At 69.1% G+C, this 15,596-nt stretch carries 16 protein-coding genes; 2 read left to right on the forward strand and 14 right to left on the reverse strand.

All coding sequences use genetic code 11. The annotated features are described in order from the left end of the window. Nucleotides 1-181 precede the first annotated feature (181 nt). Complete coding sequence (locus BLW48_RS26575) at nucleotides 182-2,245, forward strand: prolyl oligopeptidase family serine peptidase (protein ID WP_093178438.1); 2,064 nt, start codon at nucleotides 182-184, stop codon at nucleotides 2,243-2,245. Next, a complete protein-coding gene (gene rocF, locus BLW48_RS26580; RefSeq protein ID WP_093178439.1) occupies nucleotides 2,245-3,174 on the forward strand; it encodes an arginase in 930 nt (309 codons plus the stop codon). Before BLW48_RS26575 ends, rocF begins: the two co-directional genes overlap by 1 nt. A 12-nt stretch (nucleotides 3,175-3,186) precedes the next feature. Here the strand turns inward: rocF and BLW48_RS26585 are convergent, their stop codons facing one another. From BLW48_RS26585 to BLW48_RS26650, 14 genes are all read right to left on the reverse strand, one after another. Next, on the reverse strand, nucleotides 3,187-3,738 hold the full coding sequence (locus BLW48_RS26585; protein ID WP_093057670.1) for a DUF805 domain-containing protein: 552 nt from the start codon (nucleotides 3,736-3,738) through the stop codon (nucleotides 3,187-3,189). Between the two features lie 50 nt (nucleotides 3,739-3,788). Then, nucleotides 3,789-5,153 (reverse strand): DUF58 domain-containing protein, encoded by a 1,365-nt coding sequence (locus BLW48_RS26590; RefSeq protein ID WP_093178441.1) that lies wholly within the window; start codon nucleotides 5,151-5,153, stop codon nucleotides 3,789-3,791. A gap of 8 nt (nucleotides 5,154-5,161) precedes the next feature. Beyond that, a complete protein-coding gene (locus BLW48_RS26595) occupies nucleotides 5,162-6,157 on the reverse strand; it encodes an AAA family ATPase (protein WP_093078969.1) in 996 nt (331 codons plus the stop codon). A gap of 14 nt (nucleotides 6,158-6,171) precedes the next feature. Next, complete coding sequence (locus tag BLW48_RS26600; protein WP_093178442.1) at nucleotides 6,172-7,413, reverse strand: DUF4350 domain-containing protein; 1,242 nt, start codon at nucleotides 7,411-7,413, stop codon at nucleotides 6,172-6,174. Beyond that, a complete protein-coding gene (locus tag BLW48_RS26605) occupies nucleotides 7,410-8,198 on the reverse strand; it encodes a DUF4129 domain-containing protein (RefSeq protein WP_256330938.1) in 789 nt (262 codons plus the stop codon). The genes BLW48_RS26600 and BLW48_RS26605 overlap by 4 nt, the downstream gene beginning before the upstream one ends. Then, nucleotides 8,185-8,916: a hypothetical protein gene (locus BLW48_RS26610; RefSeq protein ID WP_093178444.1), complete on the reverse strand. Its 732-nt coding sequence runs from the start codon at nucleotides 8,914-8,916 to the stop codon at nucleotides 8,185-8,187. Before BLW48_RS26610 ends, BLW48_RS26605 begins: the two co-directional genes overlap by 14 nt. After that, the gene (locus BLW48_RS26615) at nucleotides 8,906-9,901 is read right to left on the reverse strand and encodes a stage II sporulation protein M (protein ID WP_093178445.1); all 996 of its coding nucleotides are present in this window, start codon (nucleotides 9,899-9,901) and stop codon (nucleotides 8,906-8,908) included. Before BLW48_RS26615 ends, BLW48_RS26610 begins: the two co-directional genes overlap by 11 nt. Then, entirely contained in the window at nucleotides 9,898-10,617 is a 720-nt protein-coding gene (locus BLW48_RS26620) for an RDD family protein (RefSeq protein WP_093178447.1), read from the reverse strand. The genes BLW48_RS26615 and BLW48_RS26620 overlap by 4 nt, the downstream gene beginning before the upstream one ends. A 15-nt stretch (nucleotides 10,618-10,632) precedes the next feature. Next, on the reverse strand, nucleotides 10,633-11,151 hold the full coding sequence (locus BLW48_RS26625; protein ID WP_093057677.1) for an RDD family protein: 519 nt from the start codon (nucleotides 11,149-11,151) through the stop codon (nucleotides 10,633-10,635). A gap of 38 nt (nucleotides 11,152-11,189) precedes the next feature. Continuing rightward, the gene (locus BLW48_RS26630) at nucleotides 11,190-12,215 is read right to left on the reverse strand and encodes an FUSC family protein (RefSeq protein ID WP_093178448.1); all 1,026 of its coding nucleotides are present in this window, start codon (nucleotides 12,213-12,215) and stop codon (nucleotides 11,190-11,192) included. After that, complete coding sequence (locus BLW48_RS26635; RefSeq protein WP_093178450.1) at nucleotides 12,212-12,685, reverse strand: MarR family winged helix-turn-helix transcriptional regulator; 474 nt, start codon at nucleotides 12,683-12,685, stop codon at nucleotides 12,212-12,214. The genes BLW48_RS26630 and BLW48_RS26635 overlap by 4 nt, the downstream gene beginning before the upstream one ends. A gap of 42 nt (nucleotides 12,686-12,727) precedes the next feature. After that, entirely contained in the window at nucleotides 12,728-13,306 is a 579-nt protein-coding gene (locus tag BLW48_RS26640; protein ID WP_371127572.1) for a DUF2242 domain-containing protein, read from the reverse strand. A 190-nt stretch (nucleotides 13,307-13,496) separates the two neighbouring features. After that, nucleotides 13,497-14,150: a nucleoside/nucleotide kinase family protein gene (locus tag BLW48_RS26645; RefSeq protein WP_093178453.1), complete on the reverse strand. Its 654-nt coding sequence runs from the start codon at nucleotides 14,148-14,150 to the stop codon at nucleotides 13,497-13,499. Between the two features lie 36 nt (nucleotides 14,151-14,186). Next, a complete protein-coding gene (locus BLW48_RS26650) occupies nucleotides 14,187-15,461 on the reverse strand; it encodes a Glu/Leu/Phe/Val family dehydrogenase (protein ID WP_093057682.1) in 1,275 nt (424 codons plus the stop codon). Between the last annotated feature and the right edge of the window lie 135 nt (nucleotides 15,462-15,596).

Consider the following 15,596-nt stretch of genomic DNA (forward strand, 5'->3'; position numbering starts at 1 on the left):
GCTAGGCAGGATAGCGCGGGCATCGCGTTCGTGGGCCTCTGGTTCTTCAGTGTTTCCACCGGGGGAAGGCACCAGCGCGACAGGGGTTTGCCCGAAGTAGCGAAAAAGTGCCAGGTGCCCGGCGGGCAGGGCAACAACTGCTCACATCGCCCGTTTCACACAGGCTCCGTACACTGCGGCCATGACATCCAGCCCCTCCCCGCAGCAGCATCAGGACGACAACCTCTGGCTCGAAGACATCGACGGCGAGAAGCAGCTCGACTGGGCGCGCGCGCAGAACGCGCTCACCGTGCAGGCCTATGCGCAGTCGCCCGCGTTCGAGGCGCTCCAGCAGGGCATCCTCGAGGTGCTCGACTCGGACGACCGCATTCCGATGGTCCGCAAGATCGGCCCGCGCTTCTATTACAACTTCTGGCGCGACAAGGATCACACCAAGGGCCTGTGGCGCCGCACCACGCTCGATGAATACCGCAAGCCGCAGCCCGTGTGGGAGACGGTGATCGATCTCGACGCGCTGGCCGCGGCCGACAAGGAGAACTGGGTCTGGCACGGCGCCGACTGCCTGGAGCCCGACTACAGGCGCTGCCTGATCTCGCTGTCGCGCGGCGGCGCCGATGCCGACGTGGTGCGCGAGTTCGACCTCGAAACCAAGCAGTTCGTCGAAGGCGGCTTCTCGCTGCCCGAGGCCAAGAACCACGTGGGCTGGAAAGACATCGACCACCTCTACGTGGCCACCGACTTCGGCCCCGGCTCGATGACCAGCTCCAGCTACCCGCGCATCGTGAAGGAATGGAAGCGCGGCACGCCGCTGGCCAGCGCGGTGACGGTGTACGAAGGCGCGCACGAGGACATGTCCGTCAGCGCCTACCGCGACAACACGCCGGGCTTTGAGCGCGACTTCGTCTCGCGCCAGATCGACTTCTACGAAAGCGAAACCTGGCTGCGCGGCGCCGACGGCAAGCTCGCCAAGATCGACGTGCCCGACGATTCGCTGGCCGAGATCACGCGCGAGTGGATGCTGATCGAGCCGCGCACCGACTGGGCCGTGGGCGGCACCACCTTCAAGTCGGGCTCGCTGCTGGCCGCGAAGTTCGACGACTACATGGCGGGCCGGCGCGAGCTCACCGTGCTGTTCGAGCCCGACGACACGACCGCGCTCGACAGCCACTCGTGGACGCGCCACCACCTGATCGTCAACGTGATGCACGACGTGGTGAACCGGCTCGAAGTGCTCACGCCGCCATCGAACGGCAAAGGTGCGTGGACGCGTGAAAGCCTCGGCGGCGCGCCCGCGCTCTCCACCATCGCGGCGGGCGGCATCGACGAGGACGAGAACGACGACTACTTCCTCACCGTGAGCGGCTTCCTGCAGCCGACCACGCTCTACATTGGCACCATCGGCCAGGGCGAGCCCGAGGTGCTGAAGGACAGCCCCGCCTTCTTCGACGCCTCGCGCTATCGCGTGAGCCAGCATTTCACCACCTCGAAAGACGGCACGCGCGTGCCCTACTTCGAGATCGCCGCCAAAGACCTGCAGGCCAACGGCAAGAACCCCACGCTGCAGTACGCGTATGGCGGCTTCGAGATTTCATTGCAGCCGAGCTACAGCGGCAGCATCGGCCGTGCCTGGCTCGACAAGGGCGGCGTGTACGTCATCGCCAACATCCGCGGCGGCGGCGAGTACGGCCCGCGCTGGCACCAGGCCGCACTGCAAGAGAACCGGCTGCGTACCTGCGAAGACTTCGCGGCCGTGTCCGAAGACCTGTTCGCCCGAAAGATCACTTCGCCCGGGCACCTGGGCGCGATGGGCGGCAGCAACGGCGGCCTGCTGATGGGCAACATGCTCACGCTGTACCCGAAGCTCTACGGCGCCGTCGTGAGCGAGGTGGCGCTGCTCGACATGCGGCGCTACACGCACCTGTCGGCGGGCGCCTCGTGGATCGCGGAATACGGCGACCCCGACCAGCCCGACGAGTGGGAATTCATCCAGACCTTCTCGCCCTACGAGAACGCGAAGCCGGGCCAGGCATACCCGCCCGCCCTCTTCACCACCTCCACGCGCGACGACCGCGTGGGCCCGGTGCATGCGCGCAAGATGCACGCAAAGATGGTGGCGCTGGGGTACGACAGCAGCTTCTACGAGAACCTGGAAGGCGGCCACAGCGCTGCAACGGACAACAAGGAATCCGCTTTCATGGACGCACTGGGCTACGCGTACCTGTGGCAACACCTGGAGAAGCCGTGATGAGCAACGTCAGCAGCACCCCCGTCACCCTCGAACTGATCGGCGCGCCGACCGACATCGGCGCCAGCGTGCGCGGCGCCGGCATGGGGCCCGACGCGCTGCGCGTTGCGGGCCTGCCCGAGGCACTGGCGCGGCAGGGCTACACAGTCATCGACCGCGGCAACCTCGCGGGCCCGGCCACGCCCTGGGCGCCGCCGACCAACGGGTTGCGCCACCTCGACGAAGTGATCGCCTGGAACCGCTCGGTCTACGCGGCCGTCGACACCGCGCTGGGTGCCAGCAACGTGCCGGTGATGCTGGGCGGCGACCACTGCCTGGCCATCGGTTCGATCAGCGCGGTGGCGTGGCATGCGCGCAAGCGCGGCAAGAAGCTGCGCGTGCTGTGGCTCGACGCGCACTCCGACGTCAACACCGAGACCACGAGTCCCAGCGGCAACCTGCACGGCATGCCGGTGTCATGCCTGCTGGGCCACGGGCCGGCCGTGCTCACGGGCTGGAGCGGCGAGCGCGCGGCGCTGCAGCACGACGCCATCCGCTTCATCGGCATCCGCAGCGTGGACGGCGACGAGAAGGAAGCCATTCGCACGCTGGGCCTGAGCGTGTTCGACATGCGCCACATCGACGAGCACGGCATGCGCACGACCATGACAGAGGCACTGCAGGACGTGGACGAAGACACGCACCTGCACGTGAGCTTCGACCTCGACTGCCTCGACCCGGCGGACGCGCCCGGCGTGGGCACCGGCGTGCGCGGCGGGCCGACCTATCGCGAGATGCAGCTGTGCATGGAAATGATCGCGGACACCGGGCGGCTGGGCTCGCTCGACGTGGTGGAGCTGAACCCGGCGCTCGATGTGCGCAACCAGACGGCGGAAGTGGCCGTCGAACTCATCGAGAGCCTCTTCGGCAAGTCGACGCTGGTGCGCTAGGAGTTCTTCAGGTCAGGGGCGCTCGACCTGCGCGGCCTTGGCCCGCGTCACGTAGCCCTGGTAGGCCGGCAGCGCGATGGCCGCGACGATGCCGAGTCCCACGATGACGGGCAGCAGCCAGGCACCGATCAGCACGCCAGTGGTGTTGGGCGGCGGCGGCGCGCCGAAGCGATTGCTGCCCTTGGTGCCCGACTTGAAGATCCAGATCAGCGCGACCAGCGGGATCAGCGCCAGGAACAGCATCCAGCCCGACCAGTCCATGTCGTGCGAGCGCTGGATGCCCGTAAGCACGTAGAAGACGAAATACGGAATCGCGAGCAGGAAGGTCAGCGCCACGATCAGCCCCTCGGAACGCCCGAGGCCGGCGATGCCGAGAATGAAACCCAGCAAGGTGGCCGCGACGATGAAGATGATGTACGAAAACATCGTGTACGCCAGGAAGCGCGCCCGCCCGATGCGGCCCTTGGCGGACCACAGCTTCACGGGCTGGACGCCCGCATCGCCTTCGTACACATCGGCTACCGTGGCGCGGGGCGCGGCATAGGGATTGGTCATCTCGGTCATGTGCTTTTCTCTCTCCTCTGCTGTGAAGTTCACATTTTGGGCAAAGACCTTTACAAAAGACCAGCCCTTTTGACGGCGTGATAGCGGTTCACCAACGCCACCGCGAGGTCGGCCGGCTCCACGTCTACCGAGAGCGGATCGTTGCCGACCACCCGCGCAAAAGCATCGCGGCGCGACTGCTCGAACAGATGCGCCGCCGCAACATCGACGGCGTCGCGCGCATGCACCAGCGGCTGGCTGGCGATGCGCCCGAGCACCCGCTCGCGCAGGCTCGCGACCAGCACGAGGTGCTTGCGGCGCAGCAGCTTGATCGCGGGGCGCAGCTCGGCCGCGTCCTCGTCGCGGAAGTTGGTCAGCACGATGACCAGCGCGCGCCGTTTCTGCACGCGCAGCATTTCCTGCGCGGCCAGCAGGTAGTCCGAATGGGTGGCGCCGGGCTGGATGTCGTGCAGCCGGTTCATCAGCGCGTTGAGGGTGGCGGTGCCCTTGCGCGGGGCGAAGTCGCGCCGCTCTTCGGCAGGGCAGCCGAAAGTCATGGCGCCGACCTCGTCGCCTTCCTTCAGCGCCACGTAGCTCAACAGCATCAGCGCATTGAGCGCCTCATCGAAGTGGCTGTTGGCCTTCAGCGCCAGCGCGCCCTCGTCGGCGCGCATGCGGCGGCCGCAGTCGAGCAGGAACAGCACGCACTGGTCGCGGTCGTCCTGGAACTCGCGCACGATCGGCCGGCGCTGGCGCTGCGTGGCTTTCCAGTCGATGTGGCGCAGCGAGTCGCCGGTCTTGTAGTCAGAAAGTTGACGAAAGTCGGTGCCGAGCCCGCGCTGCGCATAGGTCTTGATGCCGATCTGCGCCAGCCGCCGGTCGCCCGACAGCCACGCGTAGCGCGCCAGCGCGGCGAAGTTGGGGTACACGCGCAGCCGACGCGGCTCGCCCAGCGTCTGCCGCATGTCGAAGCAGCCGAAGCGGGTGCGCCAGCGCAGCTGGGTGGCGCCGAATTGCGCCACGCCGCGCTGCGTTGCGGTAGCGGTGTAGCGCAGCGCGACCTGTGAGAGTGCCGGCACGGCGACGGTCTGCGGCAGGCCCTCGAAGGTGAAGTGGGCGTCGAGCTCGTCGAACACCGACACCTGCCAGGCCTGCGCGCCTTCGTTCACCAGCGTGAGCGTGAGCACCGTGGGCACGCCGAGCGAGAAGGCGCCGGGCAGGTTGCGCTCGATGCGCAGCGGCGCGGCGCGCCACAGGCGCAGGCTCTGCCAGAGATCGACGCCCGCCAGCACGAGCCCCAGCGCAAGCAGCACGCCCGCCGCGATGGCGACGTAGCCCACCGGCATGCCCAGCAGCAGCGCCACGGACGCGGCCACGGTCAGGCCGGCCAGCGCCAGCACGGCCGCACGCGCGGGGATCGGAACAGCAGCGCGCATCCGCGGGCCTAGAGCCTTGGTGCCTCTACGCTGTCGCGGGCGGCGCGCAGCAGGGTGTCGACGCCCAGGCCTTCGAGCTGCGCGTCGGGCGAGATCATCACGCGGTGCCGCAGTGCGGGCAGCGCCTGGCGCGCCACGTCGTCGGGCGTGATGAAGTCGCGCCCGGCCATCAGCGCGGCGGCGCGGGCGGCGCGCACCAAGGCCATGGTGCCGCGCGGCCCGGCGCCGGACGAGAGGCCCGGCCAGTCGCGCGTGGCGCGCGCGATGCGCACCGCGTAGTCGATCACGCGTTCGTCGGCCTGCACCAGGCAGGCCAGCCGCTGCAGTTCGAGCACCTGCGCCTCGTCGAGGCAGGGGCGCACGGCCTCGAGCGGAAACTGGTTGCCGGCACGCTGGCGCGTGGTCAGCTGCACGATGGCGTTCTCTTCGCTGTGGCTCGGAAAGCCGATGTCGATCTTCAGCAGGAAGCGGTCGAGCTGTGCCTCCGGAAGCGGGTAGGTGCCTTCGGTGTCGATCGGGTTCTGCGTGGCCATCACCATGAACGGGCGCGGCAGCGGCATGGCCGTGCCTTCGAGCGTGACCTGGTACTCCTGCATGACTTCGAGCAGCGCGCTCTGGGTCTTGGCCGGCGCGCGGTTGATTTCGTCGGCCAACAGGAGGTTGGTGAACACCGGGCCCTGGTGCACGCGTAGCGTGCCGAGGCTGCTCTCGCCGCGCGCGGCGAGGTCGAGCACCGCGTGGCCCGTGATGTCCGAGGGCATCAGGTCGGGGGTGAACTGCACGCGCGCATAGCGCAGCGTCATGGCCTGCGCCAGCGCCCGGGCAAGCAGGGTCTTGCCGAGCCCCGGCACGCCTTCGATCAGCACGTGGCCCGAAGCAACCAGCGCAATCAGCGTCTGGTCGACCGCCTCGAGCTGGCCGACCACGGCCTGGCCGACCTCGGCGCGCAGCGTCTGCAGCCACTGGGCCGCACGCGTCAGTTCTTCGGGTTGGATGGCTTGCATGAGCGTCTCTCGGTTCAGGATGTGGTTGAAGAAGAAGGTGAAGGCATGAACGGCCCGTGGGCGTCGAGCCGCCGGCGCGCGGTTTCCAGCACCTCCAGGTCGACCGACATGGCGCCGGCATGGCGAGCCCGCTCGCCCATCGCCCGAACGAGCATGGCCGCCTCCAGCCCGGTGGCCTGCGCGATGGCGGCGGCGCGCGCGGCGGCATCGCGGCGCGCATAGCCGCGCAGCTGGCGGCCGGCGGATTCGTTCAGCGCGCGCAGCTGCGCGGCGTGCAGCGCGTCGGCGCCGTGCATGTGCAGGAAGCCGGCGGTGCCGCGCACCTGCTCGGCCATGGAACGCCGATGCGTGCCGGCCGAGGGCGCCAGCGGCCCGAAGCGCACGGCCGCTCGCCAAAGCGCAACAGCCAGCGCCAGCAGGCCCACGAGCAGGGCCGCCCAGCCCTTGTTCCAGATCCAGCGCAGGAAGGGTTCGCGCGTTTCCTCGGCAACGAACCAGACTTCGGCGCCGCTGCGCGCCTGCACCGCGGCAACGGCGAACAGCGCGTTGTCGCCGCGCGTCAGGCTCGCGTTGTGCCACAGGCCCCAGGGCATCACGGTGACGGTGCCGCGGCCGACCTGCACGCGGATCGCTTCGGTGCCTTTCGCGCCGAGCACGGTCCACAGGGGCGGCGGCTGCTTGTCGGCGGGCCGGTAGCGCGCTGGCGACCACCAGGTACAGATGCGGAAGCTGCGGCCACCTGTGAAGCTCGCGGGCACGGTTTCGGGCTCGGTCACCGCATGGCAATCCGCGTCCTTGGCGGGTTCGGCAAATTGCGACTTGGGCAGTCGCTTCCTGGGTCCGGATGACTCTTTCGACTCTTTCTTCTCGTCCCCGGCGGGCGGCTTTTCGCGGACCAGCGGGATCCAGCCTTCAAGCAGGTCGCTGTTGACGAGGTGGCTGGGCATCACGAGGTGCCCGCCCTGCTCGACCCATTGGCGCAGGCGCTGTTCGCGCTCGGGGAACATGTCCCAGTGGCTGGAGGCGAGCACCAGCCGTGCTTGCGCGGGGGGCATGGTGTCGAGGCTGTCGTGCTTGACCACCTGGACGCCGAGCTCGCGCAGCATCACCTGCGCGCCGTAGAACGAATTCTTCTTGGCCTCGCCGCTCGCGGGCGTTGGTATTTCGGTGTCGGCCCATTCGGTGGCGGAGACCAGCCAGAAGCCGATTGCCGCCAGCACGAGCACCGAGCCGATGCGAATCAGCCAGGCGTTCATGCGACGGCGCCCTTCAGATCGGTGACGGCTGGCGCGGCGGCGGAAAGATGCCGATCGAACTCGCCGCAGACCGCCAGCACCTGCGCGGTGGAAGGCAGCCGACCGCCGTACGCCCCCAGCTGCCAGACACCGACCAGTCGCACGAAGAAGGCCTGCGCATCGGGCGTCAGCCGGGTCGCGGAGAGCAGCATGCATTCGCCCTCGGTGCTCGCGGCTCGCACCGGCACCCCGTGCGCGTGCACGAGGCGCGACAGTGCACCGCGGTACAGCAGCGACAGTGCGGGCCGGTGCTGGCCGCGCTGCCAGAGTGCGGCCGCGGCATTGCCGATGTCGTCGGGCAGGCTTTCGGGCCGGATGTCGAGGCTGCCGACATGGCTGGGCAGCAGCCCCTTGCCGGGCCGGGCACCGCCGGCACGCACCTGCATCCAGCGGCGCAGGCGAACCACCAGCCAGGCCAGCGCCAGCGCGCCCAGCCCCCAGATGAGCCAGCGCGCGCCCTCGGCCACCGACCTGATGAAATCGCGCAGCCAGTCGAGGCTGTCGGTCTTCTTCTCGGGTTCGTCTTCCTCTTCGTCGTCGCGTTCCTTGAAGCGCAGCTTTCTTTCGGTCTTGGTGCCGGGCATGTTCGGATCGGCGCGCACCTTGTCGACTGCGGTCTTCACCTGTTCGCGGGTCGGGGCCTCGGCGGCGACTGCCGGCGGCGTCATCGCGACGATGGCGCACACGGCCAACACAGCCGCCGCGATACGAAGTGCGCGAAGCCTGGAGGTGTCAGCGGAACCCACGGCGGAACTCCTGCTCGATGTCCCACGCTTCAAGCTCTACCCGGCGGTTGAGGTACATCGCAAAACCGGCCGCCACGTAGAACGGCTCCAGCACGCCGACGACGAGCGCATAGGCCCCCGCCGTCAGCAGGCTCTGCAGCGGAACGTCCGACTGCGTGAGCCAACCGAACAGATCCTTCGCGCTGCCCTCCGGCGCAAACCAGAACAGCAGCGACAGCAGGCAGATGTCGAGCGCCATCTCCACGTTGGCGAACACCATCTGCATGCCCGTAGCCGCGCCGCGCCGTCCGCGCAGCAACTGCGTGCGCCGCTTGCGCCGTGCGCTGCCGCGCTGGCCTTCGAGCTGGTCGATTGCCTGGGTGAACGAACGCCAGGGCGAAAACCGCCGCCACAGCAGCGTGCGCAGCAATTGCCCGCCCCACACCGCGCGGCGGTTTTGCCAGAGGTCGGCCCAGCGCGTCTCCTGCCCGAACACCGCGCGCGAATGAACGAACAGCAGGCTGCGGTCGAACCAGGGCTTGAGCCAGAAGATCAGCAGGCTGGGCAGCCAGCCGGCGATCTCGACCGTGCAGAGCACCAGCAGCACGGTCACGATGTACACCGGCAGGAAGGTGCGCCACACCGAGCGAGCATGGCTGCGCACCAGCTGGGCGCCCAGATCCGCGGCCTCGGCCATGGGCCGTGGCCGCAGCGCGATGGCGAGGCCGTCAACCTGCACGGTCTTCAGCCTTTGCAGTAGCAGCAGCGGCGCGCGGCCGGCCCTGCCAGCCCAGGTACGCCAGCACCAGCACCCAGCAGGCGCCGCCCACGCCGTACTTCACGGCCGGCGCGATCCAGCGCGCCGACGACCAGAAGGCCTCGATCGCGGCGGCGATCAGCAGCAGCCCGATGACGCCGTAGACGATCACCACGGCATGCCGCGCGGCCAGCCGCAGCGATTCGAGCCGCGTGTAGCGGCCGGGCGCAACCCACGCATAGCCGAGCCGCAGGCCGGCCGCGCCAGCCAGCACGATGGCCGTGAGCTCGAATGCCGAGTGCGTGATGACGAAGGAACAGAAGTTCTCCGCATGCCCCGCCGCGATCAGGTAGCCGCCGACCGCGCCGATCTGCACGCCGTTGAACACCACCACCGCGGCACTGCCCACGCCGGCGAATATGCCGGCCGCGAAGCAGCGAAAGCCGATGCCGATGTTGTGCATGATGTAGAAGCCGAACATCTGCCAGTCGTCGCCCGCGCTGCGCGTGCGGCCCAGCGACTCGGCACTGTCGCTGTACATGGAATCGAACTGCTGCACGGCGCTGGCGTCGAGCAGGTGCAGGATGAAGCCCGGGTCGCGGTAGGCCGCCCAGCCCGCCGCCAACAGGGGCAGCAAGAACATCAGCGCGGACACCAGCAGGTAGACGCGATGCGCCCGCACCGCCTCGGGAAAGTCGACCAGCGCCAGCCGGGCGAAGCGCGCCAGGCCGTAGTCGTGCTGCCGGTAGATCAGCCGGTGCGCGCTCTGGGTCAGGCTTTCGAGCCGCTGCGTGAGGTGAATGGGGTAGGCGCGTGCCTGCGCCAGCGCCAGGTGCTCGCACACGCGGCGGTACAGCGTGGCGAGCCGCGCGCCGTCGAACTTGCGCTTGGTCTCGGCCACGCGGATGACGGCTTCGAGTTCGGTCCACAGCGGCGCGTAGGCTGCTTCGAAATCGAGTGGCGTCATCGCCCGCCTCCTCGCGCATCGGCGCCGGCGCGGCGGCCCAGCACCCACTGCGCCACGCCCAGCAGGCGTTGCGACGCGGAGGCGCCGGAAGTGTCGGGGCCCAGCACCGGTTCGGCGACGCGGGCGAGTTCGTCGAAGCGCTCGGGGGTCAGGCGCGTCGCGCGACCGGCCCACGAGACGATGGCCATCTGCTCGCGCGCCGACAGCGGCCGTGCGGGGGCCTGCGGTTCGGCCGCGGGCACCTCGCCGTGCAGGCTCACGTGGTCGCTGAACACCACCAGCGTGCCGGCGGCCAGGTCACCCAGCCGCTTGCTGTCGCGCCGCCACAGCATCGACACGATGCCCGCGCCGTAGAAGGCCGGCACGAAGTCGGCCGCGCGCAGCAGGTTGCGGGTGAGCGCGGCGGCAGGCGTCACGGGCAGGCCCGAGTCCATCACCACGCGCAGCCCCATCACGCGCTTGCCGGGCGTGGCCGCCGCGCGCGTGAGTTCGAAGATCACGGGGTAGAGCCACTCGAGGCAGAAGTAGCTGATGAGCAGGATGCCGAAGCCCATCTTGCCCATCATGCCGACGGCAATGGAGATCGCAGTGAAGATGCCGAGCCGGATCGCGAAGTCGATGAGATACGCCAGCCCGCGCGCGACCAGGCCGGCCGGGCGCAGCGAGAGCGCGATGCCTTCCGGGGTCTCGGCGGTGTAGAGCGTGTCGAGGCGCACTGGCGAAGCGCTCGCTCAGGCCTGCAACACGACGGTGTCGGCGATCTGGTCGTGCAGGCAGCGGCGCGACGCACGGAAGATGAAGAGGCTGTCGATCAGCACGTAGATCGGCCCGAGCAGCGGCCAGATGGTCGTGAAGAACGCCGGGCCGTCGCGCAGGGCCAGGATGCGTCCGATCTGCGCCCGCGAACCGTCGGGCCGGGCAATGCGGATCTTGAACAGCGCCTTGCCGATGGTCTGGCCGCGAGTGGCCAGCAGGTAGCCGTGCAGAACGAGGTAGAGAACGATGCCGGAGGCCGCGCTGGAGATGCGTGGCTCCCAGAGTCCGAGGCCGTCGTCCTCCCAGAGGTTGATGGGCGTGAACTTCGCCAGGAGCCATATCACGGCGATGGAGATGCCGGCGTCGAGCATCGCGGCGAGGAAGCGCGTGCCGCGCGTTGCGAGCTCGCCGGGCTGCGTCTGGCCCGGCTGCAGCACGTCCTCCACATGGGATTGCGGAGGCGCGTAGCGCGCGTCCTGCGACTGATCTTCCATGCCCGTCCCTCTCCGAAACGATTGATTTTCGGAAGATTCTAGTGGGTGGGCTGCTCCGGCAGTGGGCGAACAAGAGCACTCTGCAGGTTGCGCAGGTCGTCCAGGAGCAGGCTCAGGGGTGCGGCCAGGAGTGCATTCGACAGGGGGCCTTGCGACGCCTGCGCGCAGCGGTCGAGCCCGTCGAGGTCCGGTGGCGCGCCCTTGCCCGCGAGCGCATCGGCCATGCCGGCGACTGCGGCACCGGCAGCCTGCGCCGCTTCGCGCCATGCGGCGTCGGCCTGCGCGCCCTGCATCTGCCGGAACACGCGATCCAGCACCACGGCGTCCTGGAAGATGCGCGCCGCCAGCCGGGCCTTGTCGCGATAGGCGCTGTGCCCCCCGGCGGTGCCGCGGCGCCACCACCGCGCCTCCAGGTCAGCGCCGCCGGCCAGCACGGCCAGCCGGCCCAGCGACGCGCGCGTGCCCGCGTGAATGCGCTCCGCCTCGGCACCGGCAGGCCTTCGCGCAGCGGCCATGCGTTTCGCGATGCCGTGCAGCAACGCGGCGCAGCCCTCGTCGAAACGCGCGCCCGCGTGGTATTCGGACACGAGCGTCGAAACCGCCAGCGCCACTCCCACGCCGATGCCGATCTGCGCCATGCGCAGCAGCGCAACCTGCAGCGCCGAATGGCCGGGAATACCGCCGGCCGACAGGATGATCAACGCGGCCACCGGTGCGCTGCGCAAGCCCGGCGCGGCCGCGCTGGCAAACGCCAGCAACATGACGACGGCAAGCGTGGTCGCCAGCATCGGCGCGCCATGGTGCTGCAGATAGACGCCGGCCAGGCCGCACAGCGCGCCGGCGGCCGTGCCGCACACACGGTTCCATCCGGCATCGAGCGTGGAGCCGGCGCTCGGGCGCATGACGATCAGCACGCTCATCACCGCCCAGAAACTTTCGGGCAGGTGCAACGCGGTGGCGACGCCCCAGGCGATGGCCACCGCCGCTGCCAGTTGTACGCCGGGGCGCCAGCGGCCGTGGCGCCAGGGGCCAGTCAGGCGTTGCAGTGCCGGGGCGCCGTTCATGCCCCTGGCGCCGGTGGATCGCTGCTTTCCAGCGCGGCGGCGATGCCGTCGATCAGCCCGCAGGCCTGCAGCAGCAAGGCGCGCTGATCGGCATCGAGCGTGGCGCTGATCGCTTCGGCCAATGCCGCCTCGCGCGAACGCATGAGCGCCTTCAGACGGCGTATGCCCTCGGCCGTGAGAGACAGCAGCCATTGGCGCCCATCTGTCGGGTGCGGCGTGCGGCCGATCCAGCCTTCGGCCTCCAGCTCGGCCAGCAGCCGGGTCAGCGACTGGAGCTTGACGCGTTCGAGCCCTGCCAGCGTGGTGGGCGTGCACGGCCCATGCCGATGCAGTTGGCCGAGCACGCTGAGCTTGGCCACGCTGGGGCCATCAGGCGCGGCGCTGCCGCTGCGCAACTGGCGCGTCAGCTGCGACACCGAGGTGCGAAGGCGCGAGGCGCATTGCGCCGAATCCGGGATGGTGGAAGCCATGCCCAGATTGTAAGACGAATCTTGGTACTTTGGAGCCCGGCGTCAGCCCCGGTTCGGCGACGAGTTCACCGGATAGGTGACGGCGGGCTGGGCAGCGGCGGGAGCAGGCGGCGAGGCGACCGGTGTTGTTTCCGCGGGCGTCCCGGCTTCTCCCTCCCCTTCGGGGCCTTCGAGGAAACGGTCGAGCAGCGCGAAGAAGCGGTCGTAGAAGCGCTCGTCGGTCAGCGTTTCGCTCGCGACCTTCACCATCGCGTCGTCGCTGCCCGAGAACGGCAGCGAGAGCGAGCCGATCGCGCCCACCCCGAGGCTGGCCGAGTTGTTCACCTTCTTGATGCCGTAGCGGTCCTGCAGCGCGGTCGCAAAAGCCACGGTGCTCTTGCTGGCCTTGCCGCTTCTTGTGCTCTCGCGCGCGCAGACCACGCGGAACTCGACCTCGACATGCACCTCGGCCGCCGGCTGGAAGCTCTTGCGCCCGGTCACGAGATCGGCGTTGGCCGCCGTGATCATGTAGCCCTGGCTCAGCAGCGCGCGACGCGCGGCCTCGCAGGTCTGGGCCTCGGTGGCCTCGTAATCTCGGGTATGGGTGGTGGTCGAGCCGAAGGCTTCGGGCTCGTAATTCACGCGGCGCGATGTGCTGCCGCAGCCGGCAAGTACAAGGGCGGACAGCAGGCCGAGTACGAGAACCCGGGCGCGAACAACTGGGAAAGAAGTGAGGTGCATGGACGGCATGGAGCGGCGAATGCTAACCGGCGCCTTGCCGGCAAGGCTTCGAGCGCGCCCGCGCGCCAGCGTTCCCTGCCGCGCGAGATTTTCAGGACCAGGGCAGCACGTGATGCGCGCGCACCCGCGTCGCCGCGATCAGCCGTGCATTGGGCGCGTCGGTGCTCGCCACCCAGGCGCGCGCCTCCTCGGCGCTGCGGCCGAACTGCTGGTGGCGCCGCACCAGGCGCTCCTCACGCACCGCATCGTCGATGTCCACGTACCAGACCTCGTCGAACATCGCCGCCGCTCCAGCCCACGGGCCGACGTCGTGCAGCAGGTAGTTGCCTTCGCTGATGACGAGTTGAGTCGTCGGCAGCACCGCAATGGCGCCGGCAATCGGCTCCTCGATCTCGCGGCGGAATTCGGGGGCGTAGACGATGTCGCCATCGGGCCGCTGCTCGCGCAGGCGCTGCAGCAGCACGACATAGCCGGCGCTGTCGAAGGTGTCGGGCGCGCCCTTGCGGCCGGAGCGGCCGAGCCGTTGCAGCTCGACGTTGGCGAGGTGGAAGCCGTCCATGGGGACGACCTGGGCGCGATCTGCACCCACCGACTGGAGCAGCGCCGCCGCGAGCGTGGACTTGCCCGCACCGGGTGCGCCGACCAGCCCCAGCAGCTTGCGCTGCCCGCCGGCCATCAGGGCCTGCAGGCGGGCGACGCTGTCCGCTGGGAGAGGAGGAAGTTTCTGCGCGGGGATGGTGCTCATCCCCCGAGCGTACCGTCCCCGAGCGTCAAGAAATCATCAGGGGTACAGGCCGCGTTCTTGACGAGCCATCAGGATGCGCTCGCAAGCCACTGCATACGTCGCCGTGCGCAGCGTGATCTTGTGCTTGTCCGCCGTGTCCCAGATCTGGTTGAGCGCGTTCATCATGATGCGGTCGAGGCGCACGTTGATCTCGTCTTCGTCCCAGAAGAAGGACGAGAAGTCCTGCACCCATTCGAAGTAGCTCACGGTCACGCCGCCGGCGTTGCAGATCACGTCGGGCACGACCAGCACGCCGCGCTCGGCGAGGATGTCGTCGGCGGTCGGCACCGTGGGGCCGTTGGCGCCTTCGAGCACCAGCTTGGCGGTGGTCTTCTGTGCGCGCTCGGCGGTGATCTGGCCTTCGAGTGCGGCCGGGATCAGGATGTCGCAGGCGACGTTCCAGAAGTCTTCGTTCGGCACGATGTCGCCGCCGGCCTTGAAGGCGACCACGCCGTCTTTGTTGGCCACCGGGATCAGCTTGGCCAGGTCGAGGCCGTTGGTGTTGACGATGGTGCCGGTGTGGTCCTGCACCGCGACGATCTTGGCGCCGGCTTCCGCGAACAGTTCAGCCGCGACCGAGCCCACGTTGCCGAAGCCCTGCACGGCGATGCGCGCACCGCGCAGGTCCATGCCCAGGCGGCGAGCGGCTTCACGGCCGGTGACGAACACGCCGCGGCCCGTAGCCTTGACGCGGCCCAGCGAGCCGCCCAGGTGCAGCGGCTTGCCGGTAACGACGCCGGTGGCGGTGCCGCCGACGTTCATCGAGTAGGTGTCCATCATCCACGCCATGATCTGGCCGTTGGTGTTGACGTCGGGCGCGGGGATGTCGGTGTGCGGGCCGATGATGATGCCGATCTCGCTGGTGTAACGGCGGGTGATCTTTTCCAGCTCCTGCAGCGACAGCTTCTTCGGGTCGACGCGGATGCCGCCCTTGGCGCCGCCGTACGGCAGGTTGACTGCCGCGGTCTTGATGGTCATCCAGGCCGACAGGGCCATCACTTCTTCGAGCGTGACGTCGGGGTGGAAGCGCACGCCGCCCTTGCCCGGGCCGCGGCTCATGTTGTGCTGCACGCGGTAGCCCTCGAAGTGGGCGATGGTGCCGTCGTCCATCTCGATCGGCACGTCGACGATCAGCGCGCGCTTGGGGCGCTTCAAGGTTTCGACCCAGCGGGCCAGCGGGCCGAGGTACGGCACGACGCGGTCGACCTGCGAGAGATAGGTGCCCCACGGGCTGTTCGCGGTCGGATTGACGAAGGAGAGTTTTTCGCTCATGAGAGATCCCTTGGTTTAAACGGGTGGCCGCAACGATAGACCTCTCCCGCGCGTCGCGCCATGGCTTATGCGCGCCGCGCTGGCGGTTATGCAAGAGAGGTTTGGTTTCGCAGCCCCGGGCGGCACATCGCACCG

The organism is Variovorax sp. YR266, from assembly GCF_900107295.1.
Taxonomy (GTDB): Bacteria; Pseudomonadota; Gammaproteobacteria; order Burkholderiales; family Burkholderiaceae_C; genus Variovorax.